Here is a 23,472-nt window from a genome sequence, read left to right as displayed (position 1 = left end):
TTGATTATGCGTTTAAGTTGTAAAAATCCATAGCGTTCAATCCCATAATTTGTGCTTGCTCTGTAGGCGATAGTTGCTGGATGTAAGACGTGATAATGTCTTTGTTTTTGGAATAACTACCCGCCAATAGGCAAACAGGCCAATCTGACCCGAACATTATGCGGTCTGTGCCAAATGCCTCAAATACAACATCGATATACGGAGTGAAATCGGAAGTTTTCCAACTGCTCCAATTTGCTTCAGTAGTTAGTCCCGATAGTTTACAATATACATTTGGGTTTTTGGCAAGTGCTGTAATAGCAGCTTTCCAATCATTTATTTCACCAGATTTAATAGGTGGTTTGGCAATATGGTCAAGAACAAATTTTTGATTTGAAAATTTTGAAACCAATTGAATGCTGTTCTTTAATTGATTAGGGAACACCAAAAGATCGTAGGTTAGATTTAAGGCCGCTAATTCACTAATGCCGTTCATAAAGGCTTGATCTAAAATGAAGTCTTCCTTTTTAGCTTGTAAAATATGACGCACACCTTTAAAAAGTTTGTTTTGGGCAAAATGTTCCAAACGCTTTTTCACGTTATTATCGCATAAATCTACCCAGCCTACGACTCCCTTTATAAAATTATTATGGGTAGCTAAGTTTAATAAAAAGGTCGTCTCGGTTTCAGACTGATCTGCTTGTACGGCAATACAACCATCAACATTGTTTTCAGTAAGTATTGGTTTTAAATCACTAGGTAAAAAATCACGTTGTATGATTTTCATAGTGCTATCGATCCAACTATCTCTAACCGGGTCATACTTCCAATAATGTTGATGGCTGTCTATGATCATTTTGTATATGCCTTGGCAACTTGTTTAGAACTACCTAGTTTTTCAATACCTAATTCAACCACATCACCTGGGTTTAAATATCTTGGAGGATTAAAACCTAAACCTACACCAAAAGGAGTACCTGTAGATATGATATCACCCGGTAATAGGGTCATGTATTGGCTAATATAACTAACCAATTCTGGAACATTGAAAACTAAATCTTCGGTATTACTGTTCTGTAATAGTTCTCCATTGACCTTTAACCACAAGTCTAAATTATGTGGATCGCTAACTTCTTCTTTGGTAGCTAAAAACGGACCTATAGGTGCAAAGGTGTCACAACTTTTACCTTTTACCCATTGCCCTTCTTTTTCTAATTGAAATTCTCTTTCACTATAATCATTATGCAATGTGTAACCCGCAACATAGTCCATGGCGTCGGTTTCTTCCACATAGCTTGCTTTTTTACCAATAACTACGGCAAGCTCTACCTCCCAGTCGGTCTTCTTACTATTCTTTGGGATGATAACATCATCATTGGGTCCTACGATAGCAGAAGTTGCCTTAAAGAACAATACAGGTTCGGTAGGTACTTTCATGCCACTTTCCGCTGCATGTTTGGCATAGTTCAACCCAACGCAAACAATTTTAGAAGGTTTTTTTAGGGGAGGTCCCAACCTAGTACTCTTATCTATTTTAGGTAAATCATTAGCTTTTTCATCTACCCAAGACTTAAGTCGTGCTAAACCGTCGTTCTCAAAAAACAGTTCATCATAATCTTCACCAAAACCTGAAGTATCTATCCAATCGCCATTATCAAGAATTACTCCAGGTTTCTCATTTTCAGGTATTCCAAATCGTATTAATTTCATTGTATATAATTTATCCGTTAAGTTTTATGAATCCCCCGTCAATAGGGAAATCCGTTCCAGTAATAAAAGAAGCTTCGTCTGAACAAAGGTAAAGGGCTAGGTCAGCAACTTCTTGAGGTTTGCCCATTCTGCCAATTGGCTGTGTGGCAGAAAGGTTTTTGAACATTTCTTCTTCTTGTCCCGGGTAATTGGCTTTAATGAACCCATCAACAAAAGGAGTGTGTATTCTAGCCGGTGAAATACAATTGCAACGAATACCGTCTTTAATATAATCTTTGGCTATGGAATAGGTCATGGTCAATATGGCTCCTTTGCTCATAGAATAGGCAAAACGGTCATTTAAACCTACGCTAGAAGCTATAGATGCCATATTAATGATGACTCCCCCATGTTTCTTCATAGTGGGAATAAGAGCATACATGCAGTTATACGGGCCTTTAACATTGACATCATAAACGCGATCTAAATCTGTTTCGGCAGTTTTTTCAATATTACCTACATGGGCTATACCTGCATTATTAATTAAAATATGAATATCATGTTTTGAAGCAATTTCCTTGATTACCTCAACTACCTGCTTTTGATCAACAACATTGCAGTTATATGCTGTAGCTGATCCACCTTGTTCTTTAATTAAGTTTACAGTGTTTTGGGCATGGTCTGCATTTAATTCCAAAATATGAACGTTGGCTCCTTGCGCAGCAAAAGTTGTAGAAATTGCTTGACCAATACCGCTACCACCGCCGGTTATTATAGCGTTTTTACCTTTTAGGTTAAACTTCATGTTTCTATCGTTTATTTGTTCTGTAATTCTTCTTTCCAAAATGCCCCATCAGGAAAAGTATAGGTGTCCAATGACTCTTCTTTCATGGTAATACTATAGCCTGGTAGTTTAGGGGGCATGTATGCTCCGTCCTTAATAACCACAGGGTCATAAAAATGTTCGTGCAAATGATCAACAAATTCTATAATTCTATTTTCCATACTACCGCTTATAGCTATAAAGTCTATCATGGATAGGTGTTGAACGTACTCACAAAGACCTACGCCACCTGCATGCGGGCAAACAGGGATATTGAATTTAGCGGCCATTAACAATATGGCCAAAATTTCGTTTACGCCACCAACCCTACAGCTATCAATTTGGCAAATGCCAATGGCACCGGCCTGCATTAGTTGCTTAAAGATTACCCTATTTTGACAATGTTCACCTGTTGCAACTCCAATGGGTTTAACTGCTTTGGCAATTTTAGCATGACCTAAAATATCATCGGGACTAGTTGGTTCTTCAATCCACCACGGGTTGAATTTTTTAAGCGATTCCATGTTGGTTATCGCTTCATCAACATCCCATTTTTGGTTGGCATCCATCATGAGTTTTAGATCGTCTCCAATTTCTTCACGAATAATTGCGGCACGTCTCATATCGTCCTTTAAGTCAGAACCAACTTTGATTTTCATATGCTTAAAGCCACTCTCTTTAGCTTCTTTGCAAAGACGTCTCATTTTATCATCGGAATACCCTAACCAACCTGCCGATGTAGTATATGCAGGGTAGCCTTTATCCTTCAGATAAGCAATACGTTCTTGTTTGGTAGCTTCATTTTTACTTAAAAGTTCAAGAGCTTCTTTAGGAGTTATGGCATCTGTAATGTAAGTGAAATCCATACATGAGACCAATTCAGCGGGAGTCATATCTGCCAATAATTTCCAAAGCGGTTTCTTCTCTACCTTGGCATATAGATCCCAAACGGCATTTACAATAGCGCCAGTGGCTAAGTGAATAACCCCTTTTTCAGGACCCAACCATCTCAATTGGCTGTCACCGGTAATCATTTTCCAAAAAGCGCCCATATTCGAGGTAAAGCTTTCCAAAGATTTACCAATGACTAAATGAGAAAGAGATGTTATGGCCTGGGTGCAAAGTTCATTACCTCTACCTATAGTAAAGGTTAATCCGTGACCTTCATGGCCATCAGGTGCATTAGTCTTTAAAATAACGTATGCAGCACTATAATCTGGATCAGGATTCATGGCGTCTGATCCGTCTAAAGACTTACTTGTAGGAAAGCGAATGTCCCTTGAGATGACGTCAGTAATTATAATTGAATTTGACATTGATTTTGTTTTATTCAAAAATAGGGGGACAGATGACCTAAAACCACCACATAAAATACCAAATCTGATACTTTTTTTGCATTAAGCTTAAAAATGTTTTCGATGTTGGCTTAAAAATGAAGAAGGAGATTGATCTTTAATGATTTTGAACTGACGATTAAAATTAGAAATGTTTCCAAATCCACACGCATATGCAATTGATGTAATGCTCTCTTTGTTTTCAAGTATCATTTTGCAAGCAAAGCCAATTCTAATTTCATTCAAGAATCTGGTAAACGGTTTTCTGTGAATTGTCTTAAAAAATCTACTGAAGGATGATGCGTTCATATTAACCAACAGAGCTACGTCTTTAGAGCTTATTTGGGTATGAAAATTTTGATATATATATTCATAAATAATATTCAACCTTTTATTTTCTGATTTATGAAATGTATTTATAAAACCATTACTTGATAAAAGCGTATAGTTTTGCTGTTGCTCCAATTTGCATAATAATTCAATTATTCTCGTAATTTTAAGTGCAGGTTCAAGATTATACAGGTTTGTTAATTCATTTTTTATATTATCCTTAATATGGTTGAATTTTATTCCCTGTGCCGCTTTCTTCAATAATTGAGCAACAGGTTGCATTTCTGGCAGGGATAAAAATTCTTGACCAACGAAGTTATCTTTAAAATGAACGGAAACTGCTTGTGCGGTAAGTGTGGAGTTTTTTTCAAAATATACCTCGTCATTTAACCACATATGCGGAACGTTCTTACCTATTAAAACAACCTCACCGGCTTCAAATTTTTCTATGCTATCTCCAACAAATCTAGTACCGGTACTTTTAATAATATAAACCAATTCTAGCTCTTCATGAAAATGCCATACCTTCAAAAAGTTCTTGTAATTATTTTGAGATACGGTAATAGAGGTATTGGCAACACTAGAACGATCTAGCAGATGAAGTTTCATATCATGTAATTTATTACAAAATACGAACTATTTTAAGATGTATAAAAAATATATGATTTGTAGTGCTTATATTATATAGAGGAATAGGGTTTTATTGAATTTTGAAGAGGAAAAAGACAAATAAAACCATATCTTCTACATATGAAATCATTTCGTTCATGGTATTATACTAAACTTTATCACTTTTATTGTTCATGAATATTCTCCCGAAAATAGCTTTTTATAAACATACATTTATGCTTAAGGTCTGTAGAAAAATATGTTTGAAACCAGTAAGGATAACAAAGCCACTTTTGGTGATTTTTGGGTTGTTCTTTTCTTTTATAGTAGAGGCACAGGAAAACTTCTATTTTGATCATATTGGTACAGATGATGGTCTTTCGCAAAGTGATGTGAATTGTATATATCAAGATTCCTATGGCTTCATGTGGTTTGGTACACACGATGGATTAAATAGATATGATGGATATTCTTTCTCCGTTTTTAAACCTGATCAAAAAAGCACGAACATAAATAGTAACCTTATTTACGCCATGACAGGCGATCAAAATGGTAATCTGTGGATTGGTAGTACCGGTGATGGTCTATTTTATTATGATAAAAAGAAAGAAACTTTTAGGCAGTTTAAATATAATAAAGAAGACGATCATAGTATTTCTAATAATTATATAACACGTCTATATATTGATAGCAAAAATAGACTGTGGATAGCCACTAAGGAAGATGTCAACATGGTTGACCTCTCGGCATCTATGGATAGTATAAAGTTTGAAAAGTTCAAGTTTGTTATCAAAGATACCGATGAGCGACAAGATGGTAGTGTAATTAATTCTATATATGAAAATTCTGATGGCGAATTACTTTTAGGCGGTCATTTAGGTATATATCAGCTAAAACTTGATGCTGGCGGCAAATCCTATTTTAAACTGATTAGTGATGAAATCGGTTTTGGTACAGAATCGGTAGGTGTAATAGCACAAGACAGATATAACAAATATATTGTTGGTACAGGGCAGGGGTTGTTTGTACAAAATAATGATAAGGACCAAAAATTTATAAAAATCAGAGAAGGAAACTTTACGTCTTTGGCTTTTGATGATATGAACCACATTTGGGCCGGAACTGATAATGGGCTGTTATACTTTGATAATTCTTCTAGCTTAAAGCAACCCCGGTTAATAAAAACCTTCAGCTATAAACCAGAAGATAAAAATAGCATTAGTAAAAATATTATTACTTCTTTGTTCATAGATAGAACAGGTATTTTATGGGTAGGTACCAATGGTGGCGGAGTAAACAAGTTTGATCCTAACAGAAAAAAGTTTAAACATGTAAAACGCAATTTAAAAGAGAACAGCCTAAGCTATGACAAAATAAGATCGATCTTTGAAGATAGTAATGGTACATTTTGGGTAGGTACAGAGGGTGGTGGTTTAAATAAAGGTAATTCGGGTAAAGAGAAATACGCCGCCTTTACTTCAACTAATGAATTGAGAAAAGTTTTTGCCCTTGAAGAGATTTCCATAAAAAATAGAAAATTTCTTTTGGCGGGCGGTCAAAATCATCCGTACCTATTTAAAATAGATATTACTAATCCTAAAGATAAAACTCCTAAAATTACAAGACTAGAAGGTATTCACAGAAGTGTATTCAGTCTTTTGAACGATTCGCAAGATAATTTATGGATAGGTACCTATTCAGGCGGTTTATACCGATGGATTAAAGACGTGGATGGAAATTATTCAAAGCAGAATTTTAAGGAAAATACCAATGATGTTAACTCCTTGGCTAACAATATTGTAAGAAATATTTATGAAGATAGTAAGGGGAATATATGGATCGCAACGGGCGATGGACTTAGTCAGCTAACTATTACCGAAAAATATAAAGAGGATCCAAAATTCAAGAATTACAAAAAGGATGAAGATGATCCAAACTCATTAAGCCACAATTATATTTTATCACTTTTTGAAAATAGAAAAGGAGAGCTTTGGATAGGTACTTTTGGTGGTGGATTGAATAAACTTATACCAGGGGAAAATGGTAAAGAAGCGACGTTCAAAAACTATAGTATTGCCCAAGGTCTGCCTAATAATGTAATTAAGGCAATTTTAGAAGATGAACAAGGTCATTTATGGGTTTCTACCAATAAAGGACTGTCCATGTTTGATACTGATCAAGAAATCTTTAAGAATTTTGATGTCTCGGACGGCTTGCAGGATAGTGAGTTTCAAGAATTAGCCTCTTTAAAAAGAAAGGATGGTGAATTGGTTTTTGGCGGAATCAACGGTTTTAACGCATTTTATCCAAGGGAAATAAATGATAATAAAACAGCACCGGAAACGGTAGTTACCAAACTATCTATTTTCAACGAAGAAATTGCAGTAGGCGAAGAAATAAACGGTAGGGTTTTATTAGAAGAAAATATATCCGAGGTAAAGGATATTACTTTAGATTATAGCGAGAATAGCTTTTCATTTGAATTTTCTTCCTTACACTTTTCTGCACCAAAAAAGAACCAATACGCATATAAGTTAGAAGGTTTTGATAATGATTGGGTATATGCAAGTTCGGACAAAAGGTTTGCTACTTATACTAACATTGAACCTGGTAATTATACCTTAAAGGTAAAATCATCCAATAACGATGGCCTTTGGGATAATACACCGTACACCTTACAATTAACTGTTAGACCGCCTATTTACAGAACTACGGTGGCATATATTATTTATGGCTTTTTACTATTGCTTCTTTTGGCCGGTTTATGGAGGTTTACCATAATTAGTAATACCAAAAAACATCAACTGGAACTGGAACATTTGGAGAAAGAGAAAAACGACGAACTACAAACCTTAAAGCTTGATTTTTTCACCAATATTTCGCACGAGTTCAAGACCCCGCTTACTTTAATCAAAGCTCCTTTAGAGTATTTGTTAAGCAGTAAGGAAGAAATTGGGGCGTCTAATCTGAAAGAGCAATATCAATTAATGCATAAGAACACCAACTACCTTTTAAGGTTGGTGAACCAATTGTTAGATTTTAGAAAGATCAACCAAGGTAAAATGTCACTTGTTGTTAGGCATACGGATATTGTATTTTTTATAAAGGAAGTAGCGGAGCCCTTTCAGTTATTGGCATTTAAAAAATCGGTCAAGTTCAACATTGTCTCAAGTCAAGAACATTTTAAAACTTGGTTCGATCATAATGCATTGGAAAAGGTGATAAACAATCTTCTGTCCAACGCCTTCAAATTTACCCCTGAGGGTGGTGAGATTATAGTAGAAATCGATGTTTACAAAAATGGACCTACAGAAAAAGAAAATGTTATCATTAAAGTAAAGGATAACGGATTGGGTATTTCAGATGTTAAGAAGAATATCATTTTTGAGAAGTATTATACGGAGAAAGAGAACGAGAAAGTAAACTCCAAAGGTGTAGGTATAGGTCTTGCATTTACCAAAAGTTTGGTGGAGTTACATTTGGGCAGTATTTCCGTTGAAAATAATGAAGGTGGTGGGTCTTGTTTTACGGTGACGTTACCAACCGATAAACAAGCATACGAAGATGCAGATGATATTAGTTGTAAGGAAATAACCGATAATGATTATTTGGTTCGATCTTCTGAGGCCGAGTCCTTGGCAATAGATTTGAATGATGAACTAGAAGATTATAATTTATCTAAGGTTAGGTCTAAAAACCCCGTATTGCTTATTGTAGATGATAATCCAGATATCATACAGTTCATAAAACAGGTTATGGGTAAAACCTACACGGTTTTTGAGGCCAATAATGGTGAACGGGGTATGGAGATTGCTAAAAAAGTGTTGCCCAATATTATTATCACTGATGTAGTTATGCCGGTAATGGGAGGTATTGAGTTCTGTGAAATGATAAAAACCACCAATATCACCAGTCATATTCCGGTAATAATGTTGACTGCCAAGACTTCGCAAGAGAGTGAGATAGAAGGTTTGTCACACGGAGCAGATGCCTATTTAAAGAAACCGTTCAATGTACAGGTATTAGAGCTTAAAGTAGCCAATATTCTTAAAGACAGGGAAGAGTTGCGAAAAAGATTCAAGAAAGAAATTACGTTACAGCCTAAAGAAGTTACCGTAACCTCATTGGATGAAAAGTTTTTGCAGCAAGCGGTTGAAACGGTAGAGAAACATATGATGAATACTGATTTTAATGTAGAGATGTTGGTAAAGGAAATGGGGCATAGTAGAAGTAATCTTTACCTAAAGTTCAAGGAGCTTACCGGTTTGTCTTCAAGTGAGTTCATAAGGAATATTCGATTAAAACGAGCCATTCAACTTCTGGACAATAGTGATTTTTCCGTAAAGGAAATTATGTTCAGAACGGGGTTCAATACCGCCTCCTATTTTTCTAAATGTTTCAAAAAAGAATTTGGTGTAGTACCTAGTGAATACATTAAGAAAACAAAAGTGGAACAAGATTAATTCACCTTTAACCAAATATGAAACTCGGTAACAACCTATTTTTTAAATTTTTTGTTCTGGTATTGATATTCAGTTCCTGTAAGGATAGGAATACCGTTGAGAAGAAAAAAGCGAACGATTTTGAACGACCCAATGTTATTTTTATAATTACAGATGATCAAGGCTATGGAGACGTAGGTTTTCATGGTAATACTATTATAAAAACGCCCAATATTGATGCTTTAGCCACGAAGTCTACCGAGTTAACCAACTTTCATGTAGGTACTACCTGTGCGCCCTCCAGGGCGGGATTAATGACAGGTAGAAATAGTAATAGAAACAATGCTTGGCATACCATTGGGGGCTGCTCTATTTTAAATGAAGAGGAGCAAACCATGTCAGAGGTTTTTCAAGAAAATGGATATGCAACTGCAATGTTCGGCAAATGGCATTTAGGGGATAATTACCCGTTTAGACCGCATGATCGAGGTTTTGATAACGCATTATATCACGGCGGCGGTGGTGTAGGACAAACTCCGGATTTTTGGAATAATGATTATTTTGATGATACTTATTTCAGAAACGGTATTCCAGAAAAGTTTGAAGGCTATTGTACAGATGTTTGGTTCAATGAAACTATAAAATATATTGAAGATCAAGCGGATAAACCTTTTTTTACATATCTAGCTTTAAATGCGCCTCATGGTCCATTTAACGTACCGCAAGAGTATTTAGATATGTATGCAGATGCAAATCTTACCGATACCCAAAAACGGTTTTATGGTATGATCAGTAATGTGGATGATAACATAGGTAAGCTTTTAAAATATCTAGAAACATCTGGAAAGCTGGAAAATACAATTTTAGTATTTACGACGGATAATGGCACTGCTGCCGGCATTGGTAAAAAAAATGGATTGACTACGGGGTATAATGCAAACCTCAGAGGAACCAAAAGTAGCCCGTATGATGGTGGGCATAGGGTACCTTTTTTAATACATTGGCCAAAGGGAAATATAACTTCAAAGAACCAAAAGAAAAGTAATGATTTGGTGGCACATGTAGACATCTTGCCCACTTTTGCCACGATATGCAAATTAGAATATACACCTAAGAACTATTTAGATGGTACCGACGTCTCCCAAGTATTCCAATCAAATACAAAATTGGAAGATCGTATGTTGGTGGTAGATACCCAACGATTGCAATGGCCAAAAAAAGATAGAAATAGTTGTGTAATGCAAGGGGAGTGGCGCTTGGTAAATGGGGATGAGCTCTATAATATACAAACTGACATAAGTCAAACAGAGAACCTTAGTGATAAGTTTCCTGAGCGGGTAAAAAATATGCAGGCATTTTATGATGAATGGTGGAAAAGTACTGAGCAAGATATGCATTATGCAAGCATTCCTTTAAACACGCCAAATAACGAAAACGTGTTGCTTACTATTCATGATTTACATTCAGAGGATCCAATACCGTGGAATCAAGATTTGATAAGAAAAGGGGAGTTGTCACCTAAGGGGTATTATTTAATAAAAATTACAGAACCGGGAAACTATCAATTCGATTTGTACCGATATCCACCAGAATCTAACTTCGCTATAAACGACACTGTAAAAGAAATAGCCTCTAAACCCAATTGGAACGGACTAGCAAAAGGTATAGGTATAAAGGTAGTTGGTGGTCAAATTAAATTAAATGACCTTGTTTTTAAGCAAGACGGAAATGCATCGGAAAGTCATGTATCCGTTACCGGTAGTTTAGAGAACGGAACGTATAGGTTGGCTGCCAGTTTTATTACTCCAGATACATCAGAATTCCCAGCATATTATGTAAATATTACCAAAATATGAAAAAGCGTTTACTTATCTTATTAGGGGTCATAAGTTGTTTTATTGCATGTAAAGAACAAGAGAAAACACAGAAGAAAGAAAAACCAAATTTCATTTTCTTGTTTGCAGATGATTATACATATGATGCTATAAATGCTTTGGGCAATGCAGAAATAAAAACGCCGAATTTGGATCGTTTGGTCACAACGGGGACCACGTTTACAAACGCTTACAATATGGGCGCTTGGAATGGTGCTGTATGTGTAGCTTCAAGATCAATGATAATATCTGGCTTAAGTGTTTGGGATGCACAAAAGAAGTATGAAGCCTGGAAGAAAGACCAAGACTTGGAACATACTTGGGGGCAATATATGAAAGCTGCGGGTTACGAAACCTATATGGGAGGCAAATGGCATGTTACCGCCAAGACTCAGAAAGTATTTGACTATGTAAAAAATGAAAGACCAGGTATGCCCAAAGATCGGTGGGACCATGCTGCTATGGTAAAAACTTTTGCAGAGTTGCCTAAAGATATCAATCCGGCAACGGTGATGCCTTTGGGATACAATAGACCAAAGGATGAAAAGGATACCTTGTGGAATCCTGCAGACCCAACACATGGTGGTTATTGGGAGGGCGGTACACATTGGAGCGAGGTCGTTAAAAACGATGCAGTTGCGTTTTTAGATGAGACCAAAGACCGAGAGAAGCCTGTTTTTATGTATTTGGCTTTTAATGCGCCACACGACCCTAGGCAAGCACCTCAAGAATTTTTGGACATGTATCCTTTAGAGCAAATTTCGCTTCCAAAAAATTGGCAAGAAGTTTACCCAGATAGAGTAGGTATAGATAATGATTACCAATTGAGAGATGAGGCTTTGGCCCCATTTCCAAGAACAGCCTATGCCACCAAAAAACACATTCAAGAATATTATGCATTAATTACGCATTTAGACCAACAACTTGGGGAAATTTGGAAAAAAGTAGAAGAAACTTTAGATCCTAAGAATACATATATAGTTTTTACTGCCGATCACGGTTTGGCCATAGGCAAACATGGGCTAATAGGCAAGCAAAGTTTGTTCGATCATAGTATACGTGCACCTTTTATTATTTGCGGACCGGATATACCTAAAGACAAAAAGGTAAATACTGACATCTATATTCAAGATGCTATGGCCACTGCGCTAGATTTAGCAGGGGCGCCAGCAAAAGAAAAGGTGTTCTTTAATAGCATATTACCACTGGTTAAGGGCACACAAAAAAGTAGTAATTACCCGTCAATTTATGGGTCATATGTTAATTCGCAGCGAATGATCAGAAAAGATGGATTTAAATTGTTGGTATACCCAAAGTTGAACAAACTATTACTTTTTAGCATGGAAGAAGACCCAGATGAAATGAAGGATTTAGCAACCAAAACAGAATATAAAGCAAAGGTGGAAGAGCTTTTTGGAGAATTGCAACAGTTACAAATGAAGATGAAAGATTCGTTAGATTTATCAGCCACTTACGCCAAGTTTAAATCAAAAATATAACGCTAGATGTTGAAGTTTAATTGGAGATATGGGTGCATAGTTCTACTGGCAGTATTATTATTTGCTTGTAAAGGAAAGGTAGAGGAGAAACGATTTACGTTGATATCTGAAAAGCAATCCAATATAGATTTCAATAATAAGATTTGGGAGACAGAAGAAATGCATTATTTCTCATTTCCTTATTTATACATTGGTGCAGGTGTTGGGGTAGGAGATTTTAACAATGATGGCTTGGAAGATATTTTCTTTTCGGGTAACCTAGTGCCTTCCAAGCTCTATTTGAATAAAGGGGGCTTTATTTTTGAAGATATTACAGAGGTGGCCGGTATTACCGGCGATTCGTGGGACAATGGAGTTTCCATTGTTGACATTAATCAAGATGGATGGTTGGATATTTATGTTTCCGTTGGTGGATTCACCACTGAAAACAAAAGAAAAAACAAGCTGTATGTTAACAATGGGGATGCTACCTTTACCGAGCAAGCAGCTGATTATGGCATTGCCGACAGTGGTTTTTCTACGCAAGCGGCCTTTTTAGATTATGATAAGGATGGTGACTTGGATCTATACTTGTTAACACATGCCAAGGAGAATACAGATCAAGTAGAAAAGCTTTATACATTAAAAGATGGGTCGGGACCCAGTACTGATAAATTATATAGAAATGAAGGTATTGGTCCAGACGGTCATCCCGTTTTTAAAAATGTATCGGCAAGTGCAGGTATTTTAACAGAAGGATATGGCCTTGGAGTAGCCGTTTCCGACATAAATAAAGATGGATGGCCCGATATTTATGTAGCCAATGATTTTTTAGCTAGTGATTTATTGTACATTAACAATCAAGATGGTACGTTTTCAGATCAATTGTCATCTTATTTTAGTCATACCGCCCGTAATAGTATGGGAATAGAAATGGCTGATTTTACGAATAATGGATTGCTTGATATTTTTGTTTTGGATATGCTTCCCGAGTCAAATGAGCGCCAAAAAACCATGACGGCAAACATGAATCCACAACACTTTAAAGAAACTATAAAAAAAGGATTTCAGCCACAGTTTATTCGTAATGTGTTGCAATTGAACAGAGGTGAGGGTACTGATGGTAAGCCAATATATAGCGAAGTTGGTCGCTTGGCAGGTTTGCATGAAACCGATTGGAGTTGGGCTCCCTTGGCAGCGGATTTTGATAATGATGGATCTAAAGATTTATATATTACGAATGGTTTCAGAAGAAATATAACCGACCATGATTTTCAAGATTATTCTAGTCAGCAACATATTTTTCAAAAGGGAACGGGTAAAATGCGCGAAGCAAAGGTTGTGAAGCGAATTTTAGACTTAGATAGTATATACTTGCCCAACTACATGTTTAAAAATGAGGGCGAATTAAAGTTTGAAAATAAAGTGAAAGATTGGGGCTTTGACAAGGCTTCTTTAAGTAACGGTGCAGCCTATGCCGATTTTGACAATGATGGTGATTTGGATTTGGTGGTTAATAACATCAACTCCCCTGCATTTTTATATCAGAACAACTCAAATAAAAACCATTACCTACAATTAGACGTAATAGGTAAAGAAAATAATAAGAATGCATATGGTGCGCAGGTAGGATTGCATTTTAAAGATGGTACAGTGGCGTATCAAGAAAAAAATCCGGTTAAGGGATACATGTCTAGTTCTCAGCAAAAATTACATTTTGGCTTGTCAAAGAATAAAGAGTTGCAAAAAGTATCTATTACATGGCCAGATGGAATTTCAGGTGAATTTTCTCCGGAACGTTTAGATACCATTTATCGCATTGATCCATCAACAATAGAATTGGTTAACGCGAAAGGAAAAAATATGGGTTCTACCTTATTGACATCTTTCATGTTAAACCATACCCACGTAGAAAACAGGGGAAACGATTTTATCCATGAGCCCCTACTTTTACATCAGTTCGATTATAATGGCCCTTCAACTGCCGTTGCGGATTGTAACGGAGACGGTTTAGACGATATTTTTATTGGTGGTAGCCGGGATAATTCAGGACAATTATTGTTTCAACAAAATGATGGTACTTTCATCGCTAAGCCTTTAGCCGAACAGCCTATTTATGAAGATGGAGGAGCATTATTCTTTGATGCCGATACAGATGGCGACATGGATCTTTATGTAGTAAGTGGAGGCAGTGCGGTAAAATACTTTGATAAAGGTCATTATCAAGACAGATTATACTTAAATGATGGAAAGGGCAATTTTAAATATAACCCCGATGCATTACCACCAATCTTGGCAAGTGGTTCTTGTGCAGTGGCCACTGATTTTGATAGGGATGGTGATTTGGATTTGTTTGTAGGTGGTAGGGTTACTCCAGGGAGTTTTCCAATTGCCCCAAAAAGTTATTTACTACGTAATGATGCGGGTACATTTACAGATGTAACCTTACAATGGGCGCCAGAACTATCGGAAATCGGTATGGTTACCTCAGCAATTTTTACTGATGTAGATAATGATGCTGAAATGGATTTGTTAGTGGTAGGTGAGTTTATGTCTATTACATTTTTTAAAAAGAAAGATGGAAAATTAATTCAAACTGCAATTTCACCTTCCATTGATTCAGCAAAAGGTTGGTGGAATAGTATCGTTGGGGGCGATTTCGATAATGATGGCGATACCGACTATGTCGTAGGTAACCTGGGCAACAACCATGCTTACAAAGTCACCAAGGAAAAACCGCTACGTATTTATGCGAATGATTTTGATAGTAATGGCAGTGTTGATGCCATAGCTACAAGATTTATCCGTGATAAGGAAGTAAGTATAGCACCTAGAAATTTATTGGCTACCCAGTTAAATAGTGTAAAAGGGGTGTTTAGAAGTTATAAGGAATTTGCAGAATCTAGCACTCAAGATTTATTGCGGGTGTTAGACACTACATCTATGCAAATTTTGGAAGCCAACGAATTTGCCTCAGTGTATCTGGAAAATACAGGAGATGGTAAATTAGAACCTATTCAACTGCCGTTGGTTGCTCAATTTTCTGTTGTACAGGGTATGCAAGTTGCCGATGTTAATTTTGATGGAAATTTAGATTTGTTAGCGGTAGGTAATTTATATCATACAGAGGTGATTTCTGGGTATATAGATGGTGGCAATGGATTGGTTCTGTTAGGTGATGGCAAAGGAGGTTTTAGGGAATTACCTTATAGGGAAAGTGGTTTTTACGTGCCCGGTGACACTAAAAGTTTAGTTCAGTATCAAAATAGTGATCAACAACCGCGATTTGTGGTTACGGTAAATAACGGAGGTACTAAAGGATTTAAATATCAGAATGCTAAGATAGATTCAATAATTTCTTGGCCAAAAGGCACTACTACGGCTGTCCTAGAGTTGCAGAATGGAAAAATTAGAAAAGTAGAAAGATATTGGGGTAGTGGCTACCTGTCCCAACCAGCACAGTATATTTTAAAATCAGATGCAATTCACACTGTTGAATTTAAATAATAGTGAATACACCATTAGTAAAGTAAACAGCTGCTCAATATTTAGAAATGTCTAATAACCTGTTTTTAGAGTGTATGTTTGACATGCTTTCAGACTCACATTGAAAGATATTCAGAAAACGATTGGTCTTGCAAAGAAAACGTATTTAATGATGAATGGTAATATTGTTATATAATGATTTATTAGAGAATTAAGTGCTACAAAACTATTGGTAAAGTAAGTATTAGATAGTGGTCAATTAAAATACAATTGCCCTACCTTTTTTTAATTGCTCCCGTTGAATTATCATTTTTATAACCTCAAATAGATCGTAATTCCACTTAACGTAAGAAAGGTTTCAAAAGGTTATTGTATATCAGTCTTAAAACGAGTTGTTTAATCATTTGTTTCATTGATAAAAACAATTGTTGCATTATCCTTAAGGACTTGGGAATACATTTGATGATATAAAATAATAAAGAATACAAAATTATGGGATTAACAAAAGCAATGAAATTATTCGACAGCTGGGTGCCATTGATTTTAATGGTCATTGGTCTTTTAATGTCGAGTAACCAATATGTCCTGGCTCAAGATGGAACAGTTTCAGGAACAGTAATCGATGGTTCGGGTATGCCACTTGCTGGAGCATCGGTTTTGGAAAAGGGTACTACAAATGGTACACAAACCGACTTTGATGGTAACTATTCCATTGGGAATGTAAATGATGGAATTTTAGTATTTAGTTACATTGGTTTTAAATCTAAGGAAGTCGCTATTTCTGGGCAATCCATTATTGATGTCGTGCTGGAGGAGGATGCAAGTCAGTTAGATGAGGTGGTTGTAATTGGATACGGAACACAAAAGAAAAGTGACCTTACAGGAGCTGTTTCACAAGTGGCATCCAAAGATATTGATAAATACACCTATAGCGATGCCTCTCAGGCATTACAGGGTCGTATGGCGGGGGTCAGTGTTCAAACTCAAGGTGGTTCCCCTGGGGCAAGTGCAGTTATAGCCATTAGAGGTACGGGTACGATGTCAGATGCAGGACCGTTATATGTAATCGACGGTATGTTGACCGGAGGGATGGAGTCGCTTAACCCATCGGATATTGAATCGATATCGGTTCTTAAAGATGCTTCTGCAAGTGCCATTTACGGTTCAAGGGCCGCTAACGGTGTTGTAATCATCACAACTAAAAAAGGTAAACGAGGAGGACTTTCCGTAGATTTTGATACAAGTTATGGATTTCAAAGTGTAATCAATACTCTTGATTGGGCCGATGCAAGTCAATATGCCGAAATATCAAATAGGTCAGACGACAATGACGGTTCAGCAAGAAAGCCTGCTAACGATACTGAATTTGACCCCTCATATTCAAGCGACCTGTATAAGGAATCGCTGAGGTCCGCAGCCGTTCAAAATACCAATATAAGATTGGCAGGCGGTGGGGAGAATACGCTGTTCAGCTTTTCGATGAACTATTTTGACCAAGATGGTATTGTAAAATATTCCGATTTTAAAAGATATACGGCAAGGGCTAATGGAAGTTTTACCAAAAACAAGTTTAAATTAGAAACAACCTTAGGACTAACACGAACCGTAAACAATCCGAACCCTTATTTTAACAAAGAGCGAAATATTTTGCCCACTATAAGATTGAAGGATTCGAATGGTGACTGGAGCTCATCGGATCTGGAGGAAAGAGGAATTGATGCTTCTCCTGGTTCGTTCTATGGCCAATCGTCAATCTATAATGAGTTGGGGATGGCCGCTTTGGAAGATCGTACGGTTACCAGAAATACTTTTTTAGGAAACCTGTCTCCTTCTTATGAGATTATCGACGGCCTTACTTACAAGTTGAATTTAGGTCTGGAATACTACAACAACAATAATTACACCTTTACCCCAAACCATCCCGTTTTTTTAGCAACAGGGGTGTCAAGTGGTATGGCTGAATTGAATGAAACCAACGTAACGTACCAATCATGGTTATTGGAAAATACCTTGAACTACCAAAAAGTATTTGGAAATCATTCTATCAATCTACTTGGTGGGTACACCGAGCAGGAGACCAATTCAAGGTCTTTAGGGGTAATTGCTAGAGGCTTTCCTTCCAATGATATTAGGGTGGCGTCCGCTGCTTTGGAAATCCAGAATGTACCTTCTGAGGATATCACTTCCACCATTCAATCATATTTTGGTAGGTTAAACTATGTGTTCGATGACCGTTACCTTCTTACGGCCACGGTTCGTAGAGATGGGTCCTCTTTGTTTACTGATGATTTGCGATGGGGAACTTTTCCTTCTATGGCCTTGGGCTGGAACGTAAGCAACGAGAAATTCATGGAAGACGATTCCTTAATTTCCGATTTAAAATTACGGGTCAGTTATGGAGAAATAGGTTCAAACAATGTTTCTGCCTACGCGATCGATCCATCCTTGAACTTATTTAGCGAGTACATTTTGGGTGAGGCACAGACCAGGGTTACGGGCTATTCCATCACGCAAGGGGTAAATCAAAACATTACCTGGGAAACCACAAAGACCACTGATATTGGTGCCGAACTGGGTATTTTGGACAATAGGTTGAGGTTTACAATGGACTATTTTATTAAAAAATCTGAAGATGTATTGGTGGGTCTTAGACTACCCTTATACACCGGGTTTGGTAATGAGGTTCCCTTTAATACAGCCAGTGTAGAGAATAAGGGTTTTGAATTTTTAGCCGACTATAAAGAGCAGTTGTCCGACGATTTTGTATTAGGGGTTTCTGCCAATTTTTCATTGCTTGATAATGAGGTTACCGCGTTGGGCGATGCTTCCCCGATCATTCAAGGGTCGTTTACATCAAATACAATTAACAGTACCAGAACCGACGTTGGTCAACCTATATCTTCTTTTTATGGGTATATCGTGGACGGAATCTACCAAACGGATGCCGAGGCTACTGCTGCCAACGATCAAGTTGGTAATCCAAGTGCCGGAGATTTTAAGTTTAAAGATTTGGATGGCGATGGTGATATAGACGATGATGATCGTACCTATATAGGAAACCCTACGCCAGACCTTGAATATGGATTTAACCTAACGGCGGAATACAAAAAGTTTGACCTTAACCTCTTTTTCAACGGTGTTGCGGGCAATGAAATTCTAAACGGAACAAAGTATAGAGGCTATTTTGACTTGGAAGGTAACTATTTTGCAGACGCCTTAAATGCTTGGTCACCAACTAATACTTCTACTAATATCCCTAAAAATACCAGAGCAGATTTAGGGTTTAATAGAAGGATGTCTACTTTTTACCTAGAGCCTGGTGATTACTTCAGGCTTCGTAATGCCCAGTTGGGTTATTCGTTCAGCGATGCGTTACTTGAAAAAATGAAAATCAAAAAAATGAGATTGTATGTATCGGCAACTAATCTGTTTACCATTACCAATTATACTGGTTATTATCCAGAGGTAGGAAGAAACAGTAGGGGAGCTACAGGAAACAACAGTATTTTCAATTCAGGGGTAGACGAAGGTACATATCCAACACCAAGGGAGTTTAGACTAGGATTACAAGTATCATTTTAAACAAAAAAAAGTTAAGCTATGTACACAATAAAAATATCAAAAAGGGTATTGATCGTCTTTATCGGGATGTTGTTCTACACGATTAGCTGTAGTGATGACATTCTTGATCAGACCAACCCGAATGTAATTACCCCAAATTCATTTTGGAATACCGAGGAGGATGCAGAAAAGGGAATCATCGGTGCATATAGTCCATTTACCAATATTTGGTACTATACTAGATTTGAGATTTTCACATCAGATTATAGAGATGATGTCGTAAACGGGTTCAATACTTCAGAACGTACCGCTGTAGGTTATTTCAGTGGTACATCAGAAAGTAATGCCACATTTTGGGTGTGGAGTGCTATGTACCAATGCGTTACTAGGGCAAATGAGGTGTTGTTCAATGTTCCGAACATAGAAATGGATGCCGATTACAAAGACAATATTTTAGGTGAAGCCTATTTTATCAGGGCATTCAACTATTTCAATTTGGTCAATAACTGGTTAAATGTTCCATTGATTACAACGCCAATTTCTGAAATTGAGCAACCGAATCTTATAGAGCAGGCAGATCCTGCAGAAGTTTGGGCCTTAATTGAATCTGATTTGAAGAATGCGCAAGCGTTATTGCCAGATTCTTGGTCAGCTGACGATGTTGGAAGGGTAACCAGTGGTGCGGCAACAGGAATGTTGGGAAAAGTTTTCTTGTATCAAGAGAAATACGCCGAGGCAAAGGCAGAATTTGAAAAGGTTATGGATGGACGCTACCAATTGGCAGAGGATTATACGCATAATTTTACTGAGGCTTATGAGAATAATGTGGAATCCTTATTCGAAATTCAGTTGATTTCTGATGGAAATTCCGGGTGGGGCGCTGATGCTCCGGGAGTTGGGAAAGGAGCTGCTTTCCAACCCGATTTGGCTCCTAAAGGTTTTACCAATCAAGATGGAATGCGAATCAACGAATGGGTTTTAGACTTGTACAATGATGAAACTACGGTCAATGGAGAAATGGATCCTAGGGCTTTCGCGACCTTGTTTTTTAACTCAAATGATTCAACAGAATATAGAGGTAGGTATTTAAAATCAAGAACTTATGGTAATAAAACCTACGCCGAAGCCTTATCTGATGATGGTACCGATATTTTTGCCAATAAATATTTGGATTGGGAATATAACGGTTTTACAGAATCTCAACAGCTAGGCTGGTACGGATCGGGAAACAATGTTAGAATTCTAAGATATGCAGATATTCTACTCATGTTCGCAGAGGCAGAGTTTATGCTCAACGGTTCTTCTCAAGCCGCGTTAGATGCCATAAACCAAGTTAGGGAAAGGGCTGATATGCCCCCGCATGCAAGTATTACCATGCAAGATATTGAAGATGAAAGGGTAAAAGAATTGTCTCTTGAACGTACTCGATATTTTGACCTTTTACGCTGGGACAGAGTTGTTGAACGAATCGTAAATAATCCTGAGTTAAAATCGGAAAGTGCTGGTACTAGTGCCTATAAAGCAGGTAGAGAGTATATTGCAATCCCACAAAATGAGATTGACGGTAACCCAAATTTTAAACAAAATCCGGGGTATTAAAGAGAGTTTAGAAATGGCGGCCAAGGGTCGCCATTTCTATTATTAACCTTAAACTTCCCGTATATTATATATTTATCATTAAAAAATAAAAGCTCAATACATATCAGAATGAAAAAAGTCTTTAAAATTTTAATGTTTGCATTGGTGCTTTCATCTTTGGCTTGTAACGAAAAATCGACAGATGCTATAGAAGAAAAAAAACAGCCAAATATTATCTTCATTATGGCAGATGATCATACTACTCAGGGTTTGGGCGTTTATGGTAGCAGGTTGGCATCATTGAACCCAACGCCAACATTGGATAAATTGGCAAATGAGGGCATGTTGATGGAAAATGTGTTTGTAAACAATTCTATTTGCGTACCAAGTAGGGCGGCCATTATATCAGGACAAAGAGCACAGACCAACGGTGTGCTAGATTTGGAAGGAGCCTTGCCACCAGCGAAGCAATACCTGCCAAAAGAGATGAAAAAATTAGGTTACCAAACGGCAATTATAGGTAAGTGGCATTTGCATGATGAACCTGCGGAATTTGACTATTACAAGGTGCTTCCGGTACAAGGCAAATATTTTAACCCTGATTTTAGAGTTCGTGGAGAGCAAGAATGGCCAAACAATGTAGTACAGACAGAAGGGCATTCTACAGACGTTATTACGGACAATACTATTGAATGGTTAGATAAAGGAAGAGATAAAACTAAACCTTTCTTTTTAATGCACCATTACAAAGCACCACATGACGATTTTGAAAATGCCCCACGTTACAATGATTATCTGGCAGATACCTTTATTCCGGAACCAGAGAGTTTATATGATAATAAGAACAACGGTTCGGTAGCTACTAGGGGATCGAACGATTCCCTAACGCGCATTATTGGTTCATCGGTCTCTAGACGTAATTTAATTCGTAATCAGGCCATGAATATATATACAGATAGCTCTATTTATAAACAATATAGAGATCAAAATACTATTGGGATAGATGAGCATAAAAAATGGCAGTTGACACCAGAGGAAAAAGAAATCACCTCAAAGGTCTATCAAGATTATTTAAAGCGTTATTTGCGTTGTGTAAAAGGTGTAGATGATAATGTCAAAAGACTGATTAATTATTTGGAGGAAAATAATCTGTTAGAGAATACAATTATTGTGTACACCGGTGATCAAGGTTTTATGTTGGGCGAACATGATTATATAGACAAAAGATGGATGTACGATGAATCTATGCGTATGCCATTCTTTGTTCGTTATCCTGAAAAAATTAAAGCTGGTTCGCGCTCAAATGCTATGGTAAATAATACTGATTTTGCTCCTACTCTTATTGAAATGGCAGGTGGGTCTGCGCCAGATTACATGCAAGGGAGAAGTTTTAAATCAATATTGGAAACAGGGGAAGAACCGGCAGATTGGCCGCAATCTACTTATTATCGTTATTGGATGCATTTGGCACACAGACACCAGAATCCGGCACATTTTGGGCTTAGGACTAAAGATTATAAGTTGATATTTTTTTACGGAAGGTATTGGGTAGATACGGACGACCCCAACGCTGAATATAATAAAGCTAGCTGGGGTAATGATTTTAGCAATAAAACACCGGTAGCGTGGGAGTTCTATGATTTAAAGAACGACCCAAAGGAAATGAACAATGCTTATAATGACCCAAACTATACAGAGGTTATTGCTGAATTAAAAGAAGAGTTGATAAAGGTTAGGGAAGAATTAAATGAAACCGATAAAAATTACCCACATATACAAAAGGTAATTGATACCCATTGGAATGATTGATAACCATAGTTCTACAAATAGAAAAGGCCAACTTGTTAAAGTTGGCTTTTTTGTTAAAGCTATGACAGACTACCAATTAGTTGATTGATAGGTTTTAATATGGTTTTAGATAGCGTGTATTACTTTTCTAATTGAAATATTTGTTCTAAGGCTATCCACTTTTCACCTTTCTTTGCCCATGGAAGTTCTTGTTGAAATCCCCACATCAGTTCTTCCCATTCTTGAACCTTTGGGTTTTCCGCATCCATTTTAGACTTCTTATCGGGATCAAAAGAAGCATCGACTTCCATAATCATGAACATTCTATTACCTGTAAGGTAGATTTGCATATCTATGATACCGGCATCTTTAATGCTCTTTGTAATTTCTGGCCATGCATTGCCTTCTGCATGGTACTTTTTGTACTCCACAATTAATTCTGGGTTATCTTTTAAATCGCAAGCAAAACAAAGACGTTTATTGAAACTCATAAAATGGATT

13 protein-coding genes are annotated in these 23,472 nt (G+C 37.0%); 7 read left to right on the top strand and 6 right to left on the bottom strand.

Annotation, left to right across the window (positions count from 1 at the left end):
• Positions 1-4 precede the first annotated feature (4 nt).
• The 5 genes from CSC80_RS18140 to CSC80_RS18120 form a co-directional block, all read right to left on the bottom strand.
• Entirely contained in the window at positions 5-835 is an 831-nt protein-coding gene (locus CSC80_RS18140; protein WP_099193326.1) for an amidohydrolase family protein, read from the bottom strand.
• Positions 832-1,689: a fumarylacetoacetate hydrolase family protein gene (locus CSC80_RS18135; RefSeq protein ID WP_099193325.1), complete on the bottom strand. Its 858-nt coding sequence runs from the start codon at positions 1,687-1,689 to the stop codon at positions 832-834. Before CSC80_RS18135 ends, CSC80_RS18140 begins: the two co-directional genes overlap by 4 nt.
• 10 nt (positions 1,690-1,699) lie before the next feature.
• A complete protein-coding gene (locus CSC80_RS18130) occupies positions 1,700-2,473 on the bottom strand; it encodes an SDR family oxidoreductase (protein WP_099193413.1) in 774 nt (257 codons plus the stop codon).
• Positions 2,474-2,484: 11 nt separating this feature from the next.
• Entirely contained in the window at positions 2,485-3,807 is a 1,323-nt protein-coding gene (locus CSC80_RS18125; protein ID WP_099193324.1) for an L-fuconate dehydratase, read from the bottom strand.
• A gap of 87 nt (positions 3,808-3,894) precedes the next feature.
• A complete protein-coding gene (locus CSC80_RS18120; RefSeq protein ID WP_099193323.1) occupies positions 3,895-4,764 on the bottom strand; it encodes an AraC family transcriptional regulator in 870 nt (289 codons plus the stop codon).
• Between the two features lie 263 nt (positions 4,765-5,027).
• Here CSC80_RS18120 and CSC80_RS18115 point away from each other — a divergent pair, with 263 nt between their 5' ends.
• The 7 genes from CSC80_RS18115 (at position 5,028) to CSC80_RS18085 (ending at position 22,992) form a co-directional block, all read left to right on the top strand.
• Positions 5,028-9,227 carry a hybrid sensor histidine kinase/response regulator transcription factor gene (locus CSC80_RS18115; RefSeq protein ID WP_236973437.1) on the top strand — a complete coding sequence of 1,400 codons (4,200 nt, stop codon included), beginning with the start codon at positions 5,028-5,030 and terminating at the stop codon, positions 9,225-9,227.
• 17 nt (positions 9,228-9,244) lie between these two features.
• Complete coding sequence (locus tag CSC80_RS18110; RefSeq protein ID WP_099193321.1) at positions 9,245-11,062, top strand: arylsulfatase; 1,818 nt, start codon at positions 9,245-9,247, stop codon at positions 11,060-11,062.
• The gene (locus CSC80_RS18105) at positions 11,059-12,579 is read left to right on the top strand and encodes a sulfatase-like hydrolase/transferase (protein ID WP_099193320.1); all 1,521 of its coding nucleotides are present in this window, start codon (positions 11,059-11,061) and stop codon (positions 12,577-12,579) included. Before CSC80_RS18110 ends, CSC80_RS18105 begins: the two co-directional genes overlap by 4 nt.
• A 6-nt stretch (positions 12,580-12,585) precedes the next feature.
• Positions 12,586-16,065: a VCBS repeat-containing protein gene (locus CSC80_RS18100; protein ID WP_099193319.1), complete on the top strand. Its 3,480-nt coding sequence runs from the start codon at positions 12,586-12,588 to the stop codon at positions 16,063-16,065.
• Positions 16,066-16,536: 471 nt separating this feature from the next.
• Positions 16,537-19,626: a TonB-dependent receptor gene (locus CSC80_RS18095; RefSeq protein WP_236973436.1), complete on the top strand. Its 3,090-nt coding sequence runs from the start codon at positions 16,537-16,539 to the stop codon at positions 19,624-19,626.
• Positions 19,627-19,644: 18 nt separating this feature from the next.
• A complete protein-coding gene (locus CSC80_RS18090) occupies positions 19,645-21,204 on the top strand; it encodes a RagB/SusD family nutrient uptake outer membrane protein (protein WP_074674455.1) in 1,560 nt (519 codons plus the stop codon).
• Positions 21,205-21,312: 108 nt separating this feature from the next.
• The gene (locus tag CSC80_RS18085) at positions 21,313-22,992 is read left to right on the top strand and encodes a sulfatase (protein WP_099193318.1); all 1,680 of its coding nucleotides are present in this window, start codon (positions 21,313-21,315) and stop codon (positions 22,990-22,992) included.
• Between the two features lie 119 nt (positions 22,993-23,111).
• Here the strand turns inward: CSC80_RS18085 and CSC80_RS18080 are convergent, their stop codons facing one another.
• Positions 23,112-23,462: an L-rhamnose mutarotase gene (locus CSC80_RS18080; protein WP_074674453.1), complete on the bottom strand. Its 351-nt coding sequence runs from the start codon at positions 23,460-23,462 to the stop codon at positions 23,112-23,114.
• Positions 23,463-23,472 lie beyond the last annotated feature (10 nt).

The organism is Maribacter sp. 6B07 (genome assembly GCF_002700155.1).
Lineage (GTDB): Bacteria > Bacteroidota > Bacteroidia > Flavobacteriales > Flavobacteriaceae > Maribacter > Maribacter dokdonensis.
Note: the sequence above shows the minus strand (reverse complement) of the source record. Positions and strands in the feature narration are given on the sequence as shown.